Annotated in this window: 16 protein-coding genes and 1 other RNA gene; 12 read left to right on the top strand and 5 right to left on the bottom strand. The window is 43.1% G+C overall.

All coding sequences use genetic code 11. The features are described 5' to 3' along the window. Window positions 1-192 precede the first annotated feature (192 nt). From cysQ to ACZ5O6_RS00515, 5 genes are all read left to right on the top strand, one after another. Window positions 193-1,050, top strand: a complete 858-nt coding sequence (gene cysQ, locus ACZ5O6_RS00495; RefSeq protein ID WP_447092664.1) for a 3'(2'),5'-bisphosphate nucleotidase CysQ — start codon at window positions 193-195, stop codon at window positions 1,048-1,050. Between the two features lie 104 nt (window positions 1,051-1,154). Further along, window positions 1,155-1,367, top strand: coding sequence for a TIGR02449 family protein (locus tag ACZ5O6_RS00500; protein ID WP_447092663.1), 213 nt, complete (start codon window positions 1,155-1,157; stop codon window positions 1,365-1,367). A 2-nt stretch (window positions 1,368-1,369) separates the two neighbouring features. After that, entirely contained in the window at window positions 1,370-1,648 is a 279-nt protein-coding gene (locus ACZ5O6_RS00505; RefSeq protein WP_447092662.1) for a cell division protein ZapA, read from the top strand. 15 nt (window positions 1,649-1,663) lie between these two features. Beyond that, window positions 1,664-1,840: non-coding RNA, 6S RNA (gene ssrS / locus ACZ5O6_RS00510), on the top strand. 56 nt (window positions 1,841-1,896) lie between these two features. Continuing rightward, a complete protein-coding gene (locus ACZ5O6_RS00515; RefSeq protein WP_447092661.1) occupies window positions 1,897-2,508 on the top strand; it encodes a 5-formyltetrahydrofolate cyclo-ligase in 612 nt (203 codons plus the stop codon). 18 nt (window positions 2,509-2,526) lie between these two features. Here the strand turns inward: ACZ5O6_RS00515 and ACZ5O6_RS00520 are convergent, their stop codons facing one another. Beyond that, on the bottom strand, window positions 2,527-2,670 hold the full coding sequence (locus tag ACZ5O6_RS00520) for a hypothetical protein (RefSeq protein ID WP_447092660.1): 144 nt from the start codon (window positions 2,668-2,670) through the stop codon (window positions 2,527-2,529). A 407-nt stretch (window positions 2,671-3,077) separates the two neighbouring features. On the opposite strand from ACZ5O6_RS00520, the gene rpiA reads away from it, so the two are divergent. After that, window positions 3,078-3,749, top strand: coding sequence for a ribose-5-phosphate isomerase RpiA (gene rpiA / locus ACZ5O6_RS00525; RefSeq protein ID WP_447092659.1), 672 nt, complete (start codon window positions 3,078-3,080; stop codon window positions 3,747-3,749). Window positions 3,750-3,857: 108 nt separating this feature from the next. On the opposite strand, the gene ACZ5O6_RS00530 is transcribed toward rpiA, so the two are convergent. Next, entirely contained in the window at window positions 3,858-4,310 is a 453-nt protein-coding gene (locus ACZ5O6_RS00530; protein ID WP_447092658.1) for a YHS domain-containing (seleno)protein, read from the bottom strand. A 109-nt stretch (window positions 4,311-4,419) separates the two neighbouring features. Next, the gene (gene phrB, locus ACZ5O6_RS00535) at window positions 4,420-5,835 is read right to left on the bottom strand and encodes a deoxyribodipyrimidine photo-lyase (protein WP_447092657.1); all 1,416 of its coding nucleotides are present in this window, start codon (window positions 5,833-5,835) and stop codon (window positions 4,420-4,422) included. Between the two features lie 194 nt (window positions 5,836-6,029). Between phrB and serA the strand changes: the two genes are divergently transcribed. Continuing rightward, window positions 6,030-7,259, top strand: coding sequence for a phosphoglycerate dehydrogenase (gene serA / locus ACZ5O6_RS00540; protein ID WP_447092656.1), 1,230 nt, complete (start codon window positions 6,030-6,032; stop codon window positions 7,257-7,259). Window positions 7,260-7,370: 111 nt separating this feature from the next. Here serA and ACZ5O6_RS00545 read toward each other — a convergent pair whose 3' ends face one another. Continuing rightward, window positions 7,371-8,747 (bottom strand): hypothetical protein, encoded by a 1,377-nt coding sequence (locus ACZ5O6_RS00545; protein WP_447092655.1) that lies wholly within the window; start codon window positions 8,745-8,747, stop codon window positions 7,371-7,373. Between the two features lie 233 nt (window positions 8,748-8,980). Here ACZ5O6_RS00545 and ACZ5O6_RS00550 point away from each other — a divergent pair, with 233 nt between their 5' ends. The 3 genes from ACZ5O6_RS00550 to ACZ5O6_RS00560 are packed head-to-tail and all read left to right on the top strand — an operon-like array spanning window position 8,981 to window position 11,979. Beyond that, window positions 8,981-10,090, top strand: a complete 1,110-nt coding sequence (locus tag ACZ5O6_RS00550) for an S-(hydroxymethyl)glutathione dehydrogenase/class III alcohol dehydrogenase (RefSeq protein WP_447092654.1) — start codon at window positions 8,981-8,983, stop codon at window positions 10,088-10,090. 25 nt (window positions 10,091-10,115) lie between these two features. Beyond that, a complete protein-coding gene (fghA, locus tag ACZ5O6_RS00555) occupies window positions 10,116-10,964 on the top strand; it encodes an S-formylglutathione hydrolase (protein WP_447092653.1) in 849 nt (282 codons plus the stop codon). Next, window positions 10,957-11,979 (top strand): acyltransferase family protein, encoded by a 1,023-nt coding sequence (locus tag ACZ5O6_RS00560; RefSeq protein WP_447092652.1) that lies wholly within the window; start codon window positions 10,957-10,959, stop codon window positions 11,977-11,979. The genes fghA and ACZ5O6_RS00560 overlap by 8 nt, the downstream gene beginning before the upstream one ends. Here ACZ5O6_RS00560 and ACZ5O6_RS00565 read toward each other — a convergent pair. Then, complete coding sequence (locus tag ACZ5O6_RS00565; RefSeq protein ID WP_447092651.1) at window positions 11,976-12,923, bottom strand: alpha/beta hydrolase; 948 nt, start codon at window positions 12,921-12,923, stop codon at window positions 11,976-11,978. The two genes, ACZ5O6_RS00560 and ACZ5O6_RS00565, sit on opposite strands and share 4 nt — an antisense overlap. A 185-nt stretch (window positions 12,924-13,108) precedes the next feature. Between ACZ5O6_RS00565 and ACZ5O6_RS00570 the strand changes: the two genes are divergently transcribed. Together ACZ5O6_RS00570 and ACZ5O6_RS00575 are read left to right on the top strand one after the other, a co-directional pair. Beyond that, window positions 13,109-13,609 carry a DUF7482 domain-containing protein gene (locus ACZ5O6_RS00570; RefSeq protein WP_447092650.1) on the top strand — a complete coding sequence of 167 codons (501 nt, stop codon included), beginning with the start codon at window positions 13,109-13,111 and terminating at the stop codon, window positions 13,607-13,609. A 66-nt stretch (window positions 13,610-13,675) separates the two neighbouring features. Continuing rightward, the gene (locus tag ACZ5O6_RS00575) at window positions 13,676-14,395 is read left to right on the top strand and encodes a LysE family translocator (protein ID WP_447092649.1); all 720 of its coding nucleotides are present in this window, start codon (window positions 13,676-13,678) and stop codon (window positions 14,393-14,395) included. The last annotated feature ends 113 nt before the right edge of the window (window positions 14,396-14,508 follow it).

Raw genomic sequence — 14,508 nt, forward strand, 5'->3', positions numbered from 1 at the left:
TTATAGTCATGATCAGTATAAGGCCGATCATATCATTTTATAGGGGTGCATTTCCCACCTCCTTGTATAATTAACGCTATTACCTATAGCGCATTTTAAAACGTCGAACAAAAAACTGTTTTTCTGCTCTATGAGTACAATGTAGCTTCGAATGCATCACAGGTGTTCTTGAATGAAAGTATTGGATAAAAAATGGCTTTAGCACAAAGGTCTTACAGTGAATTAGTGCCCCCTTTGCTCGCATTGATCGCACGTGCGAATAATGCGGTGATGGAAGTTTATCAGGGACGGGTGCTGCTTAACCCGTCGCTTAAGTCGGACGCTTCACCGGTAACGGCAGCTGATTTGGCGGCGCATAAGTTGTTGGTTGATGAATTACCGAGTTTACTGGCCAACACGCCGATTCTCTCCGAAGAGGGGGAGCTGCCGTCTTATGCGATACGCCAGCATTGGGAGCGATATTGGTTAATTGATCCCTTAGATGGCACCAAAGAATTTCTCGCCAAAAACGGTGAGTTTACGGTTAATATTGCATTGATAGAGCACGGCTATCCCGTTTTGGGGGTGGTTTCGTTGCCAGTATCTGGCGAAGTTTTTTATGGCTCAGTTGGGCAGGGCGCTTATAAACTAACTCCAGATGCATCTCAGCAGCAAATATTTGCGCAAACACTTCCGTGTGGTCAAGATACTTTATCCTGCGTGCGGGTGCTGATGGGGCGCCGTAACACCAATGATGACACTCAGTCACTCAAGTGTACATTGAATCAGCGTTTTCCATTTGTTGATTATGCGCAATCGGGAAGTTCGCTTAAGTTTTGTCGAGTAGCGGAAGGCAAAGCCGATTTATACCCACGTTTAGCGCCTACTCGCGAGTGGGATACTGCAGCCGCGCAAGCGATTGTCGAGGCCGCCGGTGGGTATGTGGTTGATGCCGCGTTTGATCGATTGCGCTACAACACGAAAGATTCGGTGATTAATCCGCATTTTTATGTGGTGGGCAAAGACAAGCAGAGGTGGCAAGCAATATTGCAGAGGTGGCCTGAGGATTAGCGGGTAAACAATCGTGCAGGTTGTCACTTGATTCCGTGGTGCTGGGTATTCGGCCTCTTTATATGACTTGCAGTTTTTCTCATATCAGCGTTTAATTGTTTTCTATGTCAGAACTTACTTTACAAGCACTTGCCGGCAAGTTGGATCAGCTTATTCAGCAGCATGAACAACTGCAGCAAGAAAATAACTCCTTACGCCAAGCAAAGCACGATTGGCAAGAAGAGCGTGCGCGTCTTATTCAAAAAAATGATGTAGCTCGCGCACGTGTAGAAGCAATGATTGATGACCTCAAAAGTCTAAAAGAAGGGGTGCGTTAACAGTGCCTACAGAAACCCTATCGGTACATATTCTCGGTAAAGATTATCAGGTGGCGTGCCCAAGCGATGAGCGGGATGCGCTATTAAATGCAGCGATAGAGCTAGATCGTAGAATGAAGGCAATCCGTCAAACAGGAGCAGTTATCGGCGTTGAACGGATTGCTGTTATGGCTGCGCTCAATCTTGCCCATGAAGTCATATCTATGCCTGAAAGTGACGGCAGTCAAGATGAATTATTGGGAAAAATGCATCAGCAATTAGACGCACTTTTACCCCGTTAGTGCTATACTTTTTACTACGTCCTAGGGTGTTTGCGAGTCTCGAGTCCTTGAGCCGATAATGTAAACCCCGGAGGTTTAGCGTGTAAGTTGGTGTGCATGTCCGCGCTGCGGAAAGCCTAATATTTACCATAAACCACCACCTTGAACCTTACGGTTCAAGGCCCAGCTGACCGCGGCATCCCCGGGACACTTATTCTTATTTCCTATTCCTCTCAAGCCACAGCCGCCGCACAAACAGTATCTCATCTATGGCTCAGCAGAACCCTTTATCAAATAGTCAAATTCGCGAGCAAATTAAATCACGGCGCGATGCGTTATCGAGTGTTCGTCAGCAAGCGGCTGCCCAATCATTAGCTCTGCATATTAAGGCAACTCCCGCTTATCGGCGTAGTCAACATGTTGCGGTTTACTGGGCAGTGGGTGGAGAGATCGGTGTTCAACCATTAATTGATGACTTATGGCGTCAAGGCAAGCAGTGCTATTTGCCGGTCGTTATCGGGCAAGAAATGATTTTTGTAGAGTATGCGCCGACTACCAAAATGATGGCGAACGGTTTTAATATTCCAGAACCGCTTGATCACACGAAAACGATTGATCTTAGAGCGCTTGATTTGGTGATTACCCCATTGGTTGCGTTTGATAAAAAAGGTAACCGTTTGGGAATGGGCGGCGGTTATTATGATCGTACGTTTGCTTTCCTCGGCTCTCAAACAGTTAGCAGCCGGCAAGAATGTGTGGTCGAAAATAAGCCTGAACTAATGGGGGTGGCACATGAGTGTCAAGAGGTTGAGCGGCTTATGGCAGAGCCGTGGGATATTGCTTTACATTCAGTGGTTACTGACAAAGGCGTCGTATTGTAGCTGCTTGTGAGTTTCGTCTTAATTAATCACAACGCCTTGCTGTAAGGCCGATGGTGGTTGGCTAGGCTGTTTGCTATCTAAATCTTCCGTGATACCTAGACTGCTGATGAGTACCCCAGCAACAAAAACAATGGCTGTAATGGTCAGAACGTCAGGCTTCATGGATACCTCTATGAATCTTATCTATTGGCTAATGGCATAATTATTCTTATTATTGTTGCGAAACGAGAGTTGTGTCACGCTTTAGCACTTCCGTTAAAAATAATAGAATCGCATTTATACTTAAAAATCAGGCTTTTGCCAAGCTTTTTATGCTATTTACTTTAACAGTGCCTGCTAATTACACAGATTTTTGATTTTAATTGTGATAAGGGTGTGTGTTGGTTGCCATATATAGATGATAATTGTGTGTGGTCAACAACATGTAGTGTTTTGTGCCATTTGCGTCAACAGTCGTTAAAAAATCTATATTATTCCATTTTTCCACATCCTATAATGCAGCACTTTTAAATATCAGGGGTGTACGCTACGTCTGCGAATGCGCCATCAAATAATGGGTGTGAGTACTTATGACACAAGATGAACTTAAACAGGCAGTCGGGCAAGCGGCAGTTGATTACATTAAGCCCAAACTTGATATGTCGAGTATTATCGGTGTAGGCACGGGATCAACAGCAAATTGCTTTATTGATGCTTTAGCTGAAATTAAGCATTTGTTTGATGGTGCTGTAGCAAGCTCTGAAGCAACGGCTGATCGTCTGAAGGCTCATGGTATTCCCGTGTATGACCTAAATAGTGTCGATAGCTTGGTGGTCTATGTCGACGGCGCTGACGAAGCGGATAATAATTTGTGTCTTATCAAAGGCGGTGGTGCAGCGCTAACGCGTGAAAAAATAGTAGCCGCTTGTGCGGATGAGTTTGTCTGTATTGCGGATGAGAGCAAGAGAGTGAACGTGTTGGGTGAATTCCCCTTGCCTGTCGAAGTTATTCCTATGGCGCGCTCTTATGTCGCAAGAGAGTTAGTGAAGTTAGGCGGTAGTCCTGAATACCGCCATGGTGTTGTCACTGATAACGGCAATATTATTTTAGATGTTCACCGCTTCTCTATTCCTCAGCCTATTGAAATGGAAAAGGCAATTAATCAAATCGTCGGTGTTGTGACTAATGGTTTATTTGCTGATCGTGCAGCCGATGTGTTGTTGTTAGGAACAGAGAGTGGTGTAAAGACGATTGCTCGATAAGTAGTTTCTAAATCGTATAATTTTTTCAGAAGTTCCATAAAAAAGCCTCCGACCATTGGGGAACAATCGGAGGCGAAAAATACTCAGTGGTTCTGAGTATAGGGAATATTAAGCGGCTGGTTTCTTTTCGAGTTCTTCCCAGTTTTTATCGCCATCTTCAATATAGCTTTCAGGGTTTTCTAACCAGCGATTGTTTGCAGACTTACTAAAATTTAAAAACAAGCGGTCGTCAATAATTTTCCAAAGTGTTGGTTTTGCGCTTACTTTTTTACCAATACCTGCCGCAAATGCACAGTGGCCATCGTAAGCAGGAGCATATTTTTCTGGGTTCGCTAAAAATAATTCACGGTGCGCTTCTGTCGCAAATAGCCACGTAGCATCGTTCCATTCGGTACTGATTTTCTTATCGCCTTTGGTCGGTTGTCCTACGGTAAAATAAGCAACAGGATCATAACCGCTAACAGCATAGCCTCGTTTAGTATATTGTTCTCCAGCCATGCTGAGTGAAGAGAATGCGAGTAAAAAAATACTTACCAATAATGTACTGATTGATGATTTCATAAGTGGCCTCTAATTAGGTGTCGTAGTGCGTTGTGAATAAATAATGTACGCATATAGAGGCAGCAATTAGGAAAAGGTTCCTTAAAGCTTATGTAAAATAAATATAAGCTTAGTCTTTTTCGATTTTTTTCTCTTTTCCCATGGCGGTGGCATACTCTTCTAGTGCTCGTTGCCGAGCCATTTTGTAATCAACAATAGGTGCAGGATACTGACAAGAAAGCCGATCACTTTCGCTAGGGGTATGAATATTTTTTGCGTGTAGCGTTGATAGTTCAGGCAATAATTTTTTGATGAATTTTCCTTCTTTGTCAAAACGCTCTGATTGTCGTTCAGGGCTAAAAATTCGAAAATAGGGCGCGGCATCAGCGCCTGTTGATGCCGCCCATTGCCAGCCGCCGTTATTTGAGGCGTAGTCACCATCAAGTAAATGCAGCATAAAAAAAGCTTCACCTTTACGCCAGTCAACAAGCAATAGCTTTGTTAAAAAGGCGGCGGTAATCATGCGTAAACGATTGTGCATCCATCCTGTTTGCACTAACTGTTTCATGGCTGCGTCGACAATCGGATAACCGGTTCGCCCTTCGCACCACGCATTAAATTGCGCCTCATCATTATTCCAAGGGATAGGATGTTTGGTTGCAATAAAGTTTTCTGATCGAGAAAGGTGAGGGTATGCGCATAAGAGATGCCGATAAAATTCGCGCCAAATAATTTCGGTTACCCACTGGTTACTGCGCCAGTCTTCGTTATGTTGGCGCATAACGGCAATACATTGGCGGGCACTAATGGCACCGCAGGTTAAGTAGGGGGATAAGGTACTAGTGCCGTGTATGCTAGGAAAATCTCTATACTCTTTGTAACGCGATGACTTGTTCACGCAAAATGTTGTCATGCGTTGATGTATTGCATCGCTATCTACTGGCCATAAGTCATGCCTATGGTTTTGAAGTGATGGTGTCCAGCATTGTTCAATGTCATCTTGTAGTGATAAATAACTTGCTGCTTGTTGTTTGGGGGCGGCGACAGTGTTGAGTGCCTGATCACCTGCGCACTTGTGCCACTGCCGAGAAAAGGGGGTAAATACTTTATAGGTGGCATCTTGTTGGGTTTTCACGGTTCCTGGGGGCATGATAACGTCGCCGTGATAGCGGCAGACCTTGTAGCTATGTTGCTGCAGGATATTGGTGACATCATCATCACGCATTTTTTCGTTTAACGGATATTCTTCGTTAAAAAAGAGGCTGTTAATCGATAAGTGCTCGGCTAGTGCCAGCATTTTTTGTGGTATATCAGAGTAATCGCTAGCACTTATTATCTTTAAAGGGATGTTGAGAGCGTTTAAATCACTTTGTAGTGCAATCAGGCGTTGACGCCAAAAGGCGATTTTACTGGGCGCGTCTTGATGTTGTTGCCATTGTTTGGGTGTTACCACATACACGCAGCACACATCGTTTTGTTGTGCGGCGTGATGCAGTGCCGGGTTATCCTCTATGCGCAAGTCATTGCGAAGCCATACCAAATTCATGGGTTGTTACTCATTTAAATAGTCCAACTAACTTATACTGATAAAATCTAGTTATAGATGACTGAAATTCAGTCATATTCACTGCCATTAATGGGTGATTCTGGTACAATGCGCGCCTTATCGCTAGCAGCGTCTGTTGCTGGTTACACTACACTATTTCTGTTGTTTTCCCCATTACCGAGGTCTCGTTACTCATGGTTACTATTTCCCTTGAAAAAAGCAAAATTAAGTTTCTGTTACTGGAGGGGGTGCATCAATCGGCCGTTGATACATTAACGGCATCGGGTTACAGCAATGTTGAATATCACAAAACGGCGCTTAACGAAGACGAGCTGGTCGAGAAAATTAAGGATGCGCATTTTGTGGGCATTCGCTCGCGCACACAGCTAACGCGACGTGTATTTGAGGCTGCTAACAAATTGGTAGCGGTAGGCTGCTTTTGTATTGGTACTAATCAAGTTGATCTTACTGCGGCTCAAGAGCATGGTGTTGTTGTATTTAACGCGCCTTATTCAAATACGCGTAGCGTTGCTGAATTGGTCTTAGCTGAAGCTATTTTACTCCTGCGCGGTATACCAGAAAAAAATGCGGTGGCTCATCGAGGCGGTTGGCTAAAAAATGCAGTAGGCTCATTTGAAGCACGAGGCAAAGTGTTAGGTGTGATTGGTTATGGTTCTATCGGTAGCCAAGTCAGTGTATTAGCAGAATCTCTGGGCATGAAAGTACGTTTCTATGATGTTGTCACCAAGTTGCCATTGGGTAACGCGGCACAAGTGCGCGACTTGCATGAGTTGTTAGGTATGTCTGATGTGGTTACCTTGCACGTCCCAGAAAGCGCTTCAACTAAAGATATGTTTGGTGCGCAAGAGATTGCAGCCATGAAGCAAGGGTCTATTCTGATTAACGCAGCGCGCGGCACAGTCGTCGATATTGATGCTTTGGCGAAGGCGTTACACGATAAACATTTATTAGGTGCGGCAATTGATGTTTTTCCGGTTGAGCCTAAGAATAACAACGAAGAATTTATGAGCCCTCTGCGTGGAATTGATAATGCAATACTCACGCCTCATATTGGTGGTTCTACTCAAGAAGCACAAGAAAATATTGGCGTAGAAGTCGCAGAAAAACTCGTTAAATATTCAGATAATGGAACGACAACAAGCTCGGTGAATTTCCCCGAAGTTGCCTTGCCAGCTCACCCTGATGCGCATCGCTTGTTGCACGTGCATAAAAATATTCCCGGAGTATTGACCGAAATTAATAAAATATTTTCTGAAAATAAAATTAATATATGTGGTCAATATCTGCAGACGAACGACAAAGTAGGTTATGTGGTTACTGAAGTTGGTGCAGATTATAGTGATGCTGCGCTGCAGCAATTAAAAAATATTGAAGGCACAATTCGTTGTCGCGTGTTGCATTAATAGTTTTAGCCGTTTTAGCGGAATGAGTGTTAAGGCGAGATAGATATCTCGCCTTTTTTATGAAGCGTTAAATGTAACCGGTCGGTAGTTTGTAAAAATCCAGTAATGTTATCAGCGATTTTTTAAATCGCTATAAGTGGGGTATATATTAAGACTATGTAACAGTCTTAAGTTAATGATTCCATTTTCTTCCCATCCTTGGCTCGCTCTGTAGCGATTAATGGCAATGGTTAAGTTGTCGCCGGCACTGTTTATGTCAATTCCTTTTTTAGCCAATTTATTCTCTAATGATTTTTTCACTTGTTCACTAATAGGTATGTTAAAACGTGATGCGTCAATCGTCAGTGTGTTACCGTTTTTTTCGATTTTTTCTTGATTTAATAACTTTCCGACAGCTTGATTTTTGTTGCTTTCAGGGTAGGCATGGTAATACGTTTGTTCTGGTAGCATCAGCCGCGATGATGCATTATTAAATAATACCTGTTGAACAACACGATCGATATTAAGGGCAAAAACATTAGGTAGAGATTGGTAATCATTTTTTTCATTAATGATTTGCCAAGCGCCTAAATCGTATTCTAGGGCGCTATTATAATAGCTTGAAAACTGTCTATCCGACTCCCGGTATCGCCAGCCGTTTTTATTTTTTTCTGATGTGATAACAAAGCCAGAATAAGCGGCGCGTAAAAATTCCAGATCCATTAATAATAATTCATCTGTATTTTTTGGCGCTATATGGTTGGGTATGTTAAGTATTTCTATGGCTTTCAAGTAAGAGTCATAAAAAATATTTTCGTTACTGGCGTATTGCATGACAATTAAATAAAGCTGCGCAAACTGTGTTTTATTCTTTTTATAATCCTTTATAAACTCCGGTTGGCTTTCAGCCTCCCTAATATATTGCACAATGTTTTTTGCTTGCCGAATGATAGTGTTTTCTTTCTCAATGCTGGCGGCACTTGATTTTTCTACAATAGGTGTGATGGGTGCTTCTGAAGATTGATTTTTATTTTCTAGGCGTTTTAATGCAATCACCTCTATTTGCTTTTTTGTAATTTCTTGCTGTATTTTTTGTTGCTGCATAAATTGAGTTAATTGGTCTTGTATGGCACCTATTTTTTCATTTAGTAAAATATTTTGTGTGTAAGTGAGGTATCCTGCTGAAAAATAACCCGCCGCCAATGACAGAGCCGTTGCAATTAAAATAATAATAATGGCGCGGTTTCTCAGTTGTTTAGATGGTTTTTCAAATAGTGAAGCTATAATGGGAGCGTAGTTTTTTTGATTGAAGCTGCGTGCAAGTTCTGAGTCGTCGACTGCTAATTTTGCTTCGGTGCTTGCTTTATGGCTTTCTTTTTCTTGCTCTTTTACAATTTTTTGTAAGTTGTCGACTTCTTGCTCTAAGCGTTGAATATCATTTTTTTGCTGAATTAATTTATTCTTTACCTTGTTGATATCAATAGCAGGGGGCTGTGTGTGTTCGTTCATAGACAAATACTACCTGTGTTTAAAAACTACTATTCTTATTCATTGTTATTGTAGAGGAATAGTGTAATTGAATGATAGTTGAATTCAAGAGTCATAAAAGCTATCGCTAAATCCCCCTCCCCATAAGTGAATCAATAGGCGTTAAGGCATCGCTTGGTTGATACGCGCTAAACTTGCTACACTCTAGCGATTATCAGAATATATATTGCATTAGTACTAATAGGAGATGCTCCATGAAAACACGCGCGGCGGTGGCTTGGGAAGCGGGTAAGCCATTATCTATTGAAGAAATTGACGTTTCTGGCCCTAAAGCCGGTGAAGTGTTATTGCGTATGGTAGCGACGGGTGTTTGTCATACCGATGCTTATACCTTGTCAGGGGCAGACCCTGAAGGTTTGTTTCCTTCTATATTAGGGCATGAGGGCGGTGGTATTGTCGAGGAAGTCGGTGCAGGAGTGACCTCATTGGCGGTGGGTGATCACGTGATACCACTTTATACCCCCGAGTGTGGTCAATGTAAGTTTTGCTTGTCAGGTAAAACCAATCTTTGTCAGGCTATACGTTCAACACAGGGGCAGGGCTTGATGCCTGACGGCACGTCTCGCTTTTCAAAAAACGGCCAGCCACTCTTTCATTATATGGGCACGTCCACTTTTGCTGAATATACAGTGGTGCCTGAAATTGCGGTGGCTAAGATTAATCCGCAAGCACCTCTTGATAAGGTGTGCTTGTTAGGCTGTGGGATTACTACGGGCATTGGTGCGGTGCTAAATACCGCAAAAGTCGAAGCAGGGTCTACGGTTGCTATTTTTGGCATGGGAGGCATTGGTTTAAGTGTTGTTCAGGGTGCGGTGATGGCTAACGCTGAGCGCATTATATGTGTTGATATTAATACCGATAAGTTTGACATGGCGAAGATGCTTGGAGCAACGGATTGCATCAACCCCAAGGAGTACGATTCACCGATACAGGATGTTATTGTCGATCTGACCGACGGTGGTGTTGACTACTCATTTGAATGTATTGGTAATGTCGATGTGATGCGTTCAGCACTCGAGTGCTGTCATAAGGGGTGGGGAGAATCGGTAATTATCGGGGTTGCTGGCGCAGGGCAAGAAATCGCGACGCGCCCTTTTCAGCTAGTGACGGGTCGTACATGGAAAGGAACCGCGTTTGGCGGAGTAAAAGGTCGTTCTCAGCTACCGGATTATGTTGAGCAATACCTGAAAGGGGATATTAAAATTGATCCGATGGTGACACATACTATGCCCCTTGAGGAGATCAATCGTGCATTTGATTTAATGCACGAAGGGGAAAGTATACGATCAGTGATTATTTTTTAACGATGAATCAATGAGGAGTAGCAGGATGGAGCGTTTATCTACGGTTCGCAGTTTTGGTGGCGTTATGGAGCGGTATCAGCACTATAGTCAATCGACTAACACCGCGATGACCTTTGCTATTTATTTACCTCCACAAGCTGAGCACCAACCTGTTCCCGTAGTGTATTGGTTGTCTGGCTTGACCTGTACCGATGAAAATTTTATGCAGAAAGCCGGCGCTCAGCGAGTGGCAGCAGAGCTAGGTGTGGCGATTGTATGTTCTGATACTAGCCCTAGAGGAACAGAGCTACCCGGTGAGCATGAGAGTTATGATTTTGGTTCAGGTGCTGGTTTTTATCTTAATGCAACTCAGTCGCCTTGGAACCAGCATTACCGTATGTACGATTATGTTGTCAGAGAACTTCCCGACATTATCGAGAAAAATTTTCCGGTAACAGATAAACGTAGTATTAGTGGGCATTCAATGGGCGGGCACGGTGCACTCACTATCGCCTTAAAAAATCCACATTTTTATCGCTCGGTTTCCGCATTCTCTCCTATTTGTCATCCGGTAAGCTGCCCTTGGGGCGAAAAGGTTTTTCGGCGTTATTTGGGAAGCGATATATCTGACTGGATACAATATGACACCTGCGAATTGATTGCTCAGGCCGATGTAAAAATTCCCCTTCTCGTGGATCAAGGCAGTGCCGATGAGTTTATGGTGGAACAATTGCAGCCTTCTGCGCTGCAGGAGGCATGCGATAAGAATCAGCACCCACTCAATCTACGTATGCAGCAAGGCTATGATCATAGTTACTTTTTTGTCGCAAGTTTTATAGAAGATCATCTGCGTTATCACGCAAATTACTTAAGCGGTAAAACAGATAATGAGTGATTTACAAGAGCAAAGCCGAAGTGATTGGGTCGATTATGCAAAATGCATCGGCATTGTTTTGGTGGTTTATGGTCATGTGGCGCGTGGTGTTTATAACGCAGGTATTGCGATGCCTGAAAGTTTTTACCATTGGACAGATAGTATTATTTACACTTTTCACATGCCTTTATTCTTTTTTTTATCGGGTTTATTTTTTTTAAATACTTTCCAAAAAAAAGGCGGACTTCGTCTGTCGATAAGTAAAATTGATACGGTATTTTATCCATATATTATATGGTCTCTGTTTCAGGGAGTTATCGAGGCGACACTGTCTTCCTATACTAACGGTACGGTAAGTTATGCCGATGTTTTTCATCTTTTAGTAGAGCCAAGAGCGCAGTTTTGGTTTTTGTACGCCTTATTCTTTATTTTTATTGTATCGGCTATTTTATTTACTTTGCTGCCCAAAAAAGCAGTGAGTGTTGGCCTGCTTGTATCATTAGTATTGTATTTATTGATCGGCCACGTGTATGTGGGCGCAATGCCTAATCATGTTTTTCATAACTTATTGTTTTTTATTTTAGGCATTGCCTTTTTTCATTACTTTACGCTTGATGCTGCTGTTGTTTCTCGCTGGTTCTTGCTGTGGCTGCTTTTGTTTGTGGTCGGGCAATATGGTTTTTATTTGCACGAAGAAAGTTTAGGTGTTTTTTCACGTGTAGCTAAAGTGCTATTGATTGTTGTATCTATATTGTTGGTGGTATCAATTGCTTATTTAGGCGCAAAAAAACCCAAAAAATGGATTGTTTTTGTGGGCACCGCTTCTATGGCTATTTATGTGATGCACATATTGGCGGGTAGTGGAGTGAGAATTATGTTAAGTCGTTTTTTGGATATTGATTCTTATATCGTACATTTATTGTTGGGCACCTTGATGGCTATAATTGCGCCATTACTTGTTTTTGCATTTATTAAAAAATACCGTATCCCTTTCGTATTCTCTCTGCCGGTTTCTCGGTGGATTGATAAACGCTAGGCATCGTTTATGGACAATTGTTGTCGTAAGGCGTTAGCAATTTCTGTAATCGCCGCCTTGCCATCATCTAAAACGCCCGCGAGTGAAATAAAAGGGTGGAACATTCCTTCGTATTCTATAAGTTGGGTCTCGACCCCGCTATTCATTAAGCGGTTGGCATAAGCCTCACCTTCGTCCCGCAATGTATCGTACTTTGCGATAATGACTAGCGCAGGCGGCAAATCGCTAAGGTCTTCTGCAATAAGTGGGGCATAGCGGTAATCTTGTCGGTCTTTATCAGAGCGTAAATAACTGCGATGAAACCAGAGCACAGTTTCGCGCTCTAAAAAATAACCTTGGGCATAGTTGATATGTGATTCACTGTCGGCATAAGGCGCGGTTGCGGGGTATATTAATACTTGATATTGAATAGTGTGTTCAGGGTGCGCTTTGGCGAGTAACGTCACCACCGCAGCTAAGTTACCTCCAGCACTATCGCCACCGATGGCAATACGATGTTTGTCACCATTGAATGTTGAAGCCTGTTGTGCAACCCATAAAAACGCCGCATAAGCATCATCAATGGCGGCAGGGAATTTGTGTTCTGGTGCGAGTCGATAGCCGACAGAGATAACAATGCACGATGACTGCATGCACAGTTGTCGGCATAGCGTGTCGTACCCTTCGATATTGCCAATCACCATCCCGCCGCCATGATAAAAAATAAATACAGGTAGTGGCTCTAGAGAATGCTTTGGCGTGTAGATTCGGATCGGTATGTTAAGCCCGTTGCTAGAGAATGTTTTATCATCGACTGCATGCACATCAATCCATGCGGGTGCTAATTCTGCAGGACGTTGATTGTAGACTTCACGTGCTGCCGCTGCACTCAATGTACGAAGTGGCGTGCGTTCAGTATGATTAACAATATCTAAGAATGCTTGTGCTTGAGGATGTAGTGGCATGATAGGTATTTAGCTCAAGTCGTAGTATGGTTGATCGGTTGTTGCTTATAGTATGCTACTTTTTGGAGCATACTGGGCTATTAATATCATTTCACTGAAAGCAAACGGGTTATTCCAATTGAAGCTATACTTCTTACAGATTCGTAACGCTCGGTTTCAGTTTACACACATTATCAGGTGCCTCTATGATACGTTTAGCCACCATCTTATTAGTTTTACTTTTAAATGCTTGCGCATCAACAACGCAACCTCAAAAAATTACGCTTCCGTTGTTAGTCGGTTGGTATGAAGCATCGGCGGTGCATTACATTACGACAGATGTGTCAAACGCGGCAATGGCGGCTAAAATGCAGGCTAATTATGCACCTAGATTACGTGATGCTATTCCGGTTTACCCTAAAGCACCTCAAGCAAAAACGGTTATTGAGCGGGTTTATGCCTTTCCTGATGGTGAGCAATCACGTAATGTCTTTGCTTCCATTCCTCAGCCTGTGGGGGCGAATAGTCAGGATCAGCATTACAGCCCGATCTGGTTAATGTATAAAGTCGAATGGATCGACAAAAATAATAGTCGCGAGCTGCGTTCTGAAGGTGACATATTGGCGGCTGAGGCTCAGGGTTTAGTGAGTGTTGCGCGTACTGATATTGTCGTCAACTGCCCCATTGTGAGTATAGACGGCCAGTAATTATTGTTGCAGTCACTACTGCCGAATTTATGTTGTGTGCATAACAATAAAAATGAGAGTGTCATAATGCTAGATCTACAAACATGGTTTATTTTTCTATCGTCAGCGCTCGCATTAGCTTTTGCGCCGGGTCCGGGCATTCTTTATGTGTTGTCGCGCACCATCGCTGGCGGGCGGTTTGTTGGTATGGCATCAACCTTGGGTTGTGCTGTTGGCGGTGTTGTGCACGTTATTTTTGCGGCGCTGGGGGTATCGGTTATTTTGGCTAAGTCGGCGAGCGCAATGATGATACTCAAATACTTAGGTGCGGCATTTCTTATTTATCTGGGTATGAAAATGCTTTATTCCATACGCCAGAATATGTTGATAAATAACCACTCGTTAAAATCGCTTGAGCAAGCTGATCCGATGAAAATAGAGCGCGATGTGGTGGCGCAGAGCGATAATTTCTCAACTCCTAGCCAAGACATTCGTTCGGCTTTTTTTCAGGGTATCATTGCCGAGATACTCAATCCGAAGACGGCCATTTTCTTTTTGGCGTTTATTCCGCAGTTTGTACATCCCGAACAAGGTGATATCTTTCAGCAGTTTATTGTTCTCGGTATGGTCGTTGTTGTTATCAATATGATTCCTGATGTACTTATTGCGTACTTTGCGCACCCAGTGGCGCGTCATTGGCAGTCTAATGCGCGTATTCGTGCAGTTCAGACGGCAGCATCGGGTAGTTGCTTGTTGGGCTTGGGTGCGTATTTGGCTATATCAGACCTTTCGGTATCTAATACTTAATACTTTGCCTACTATGGGCTCTGTATTAGGTGTGAGAGCCGAAATGGTAGGAACTCCCTCCAACTTTTCTGTACGGTTTTTCACAATACTAGCCTCTATGCGCATCTGCTGTT

The sequence above is a fragment of the Eionea flava genome (assembly GCF_055393785.1).

Coding starts and splice junctions, on each gene's coding strand:
- ACZ5O6_RS00500 (WP_447092663.1), top strand. CDS start 1,155: ATGTCAGAACTTACTTTACAAGCACTTGCCGGCAAGTTGGATCAGCTT.
- serA (WP_447092656.1), top strand. CDS start 6,030: ATGGTTACTATTTCCCTTGAAAAAAGCAAAATTAAGTTTCTGTTACTG.
- ACZ5O6_RS00570 (WP_447092650.1), top strand. CDS start 13,109: ATGATACGTTTAGCCACCATCTTATTAGTTTTACTTTTAAATGCTTGC.
- ACZ5O6_RS00515 (WP_447092661.1), top strand. CDS start 1,897: ATGGCTCAGCAGAACCCTTTATCAAATAGTCAAATTCGCGAGCAAATT.
- cysQ (WP_447092664.1), top strand. CDS start 193: ATGGCTTTAGCACAAAGGTCTTACAGTGAATTAGTGCCCCCTTTGCTC.
- ACZ5O6_RS00550 (WP_447092654.1), top strand. CDS start 8,981: ATGAAAACACGCGCGGCGGTGGCTTGGGAAGCGGGTAAGCCATTATCT.
- ACZ5O6_RS00530 (WP_447092658.1), bottom strand. CDS start 4,310: ATGAAATCATCAATCAGTACATTATTGGTAAGTATTTTTTTACTCGCA.
- ACZ5O6_RS00545 (WP_447092655.1), bottom strand. CDS start 8,747: ATGAACGAACACACACAGCCCCCTGCTATTGATATCAACAAGGTAAAG.
- ACZ5O6_RS00575 (WP_447092649.1), top strand. CDS start 13,676: ATGCTAGATCTACAAACATGGTTTATTTTTCTATCGTCAGCGCTCGCA.
- fghA (WP_447092653.1), top strand. CDS start 10,116: ATGGAGCGTTTATCTACGGTTCGCAGTTTTGGTGGCGTTATGGAGCGG.
- ACZ5O6_RS00520 (WP_447092660.1), bottom strand. CDS start 2,670: ATGAAGCCTGACGTTCTGACCATTACAGCCATTGTTTTTGTTGCTGGG.
- ACZ5O6_RS00560 (WP_447092652.1), top strand. CDS start 10,957: ATGAGTGATTTACAAGAGCAAAGCCGAAGTGATTGGGTCGATTATGCA.
- phrB (WP_447092657.1), bottom strand. CDS start 5,835: ATGAATTTGGTATGGCTTCGCAATGACTTGCGCATAGAGGATAACCCG.
- ACZ5O6_RS00565 (WP_447092651.1), bottom strand. CDS start 12,923: ATGCCACTACATCCTCAAGCACAAGCATTCTTAGATATTGTTAATCAT.
- rpiA (WP_447092659.1), top strand. CDS start 3,078: ATGACACAAGATGAACTTAAACAGGCAGTCGGGCAAGCGGCAGTTGAT.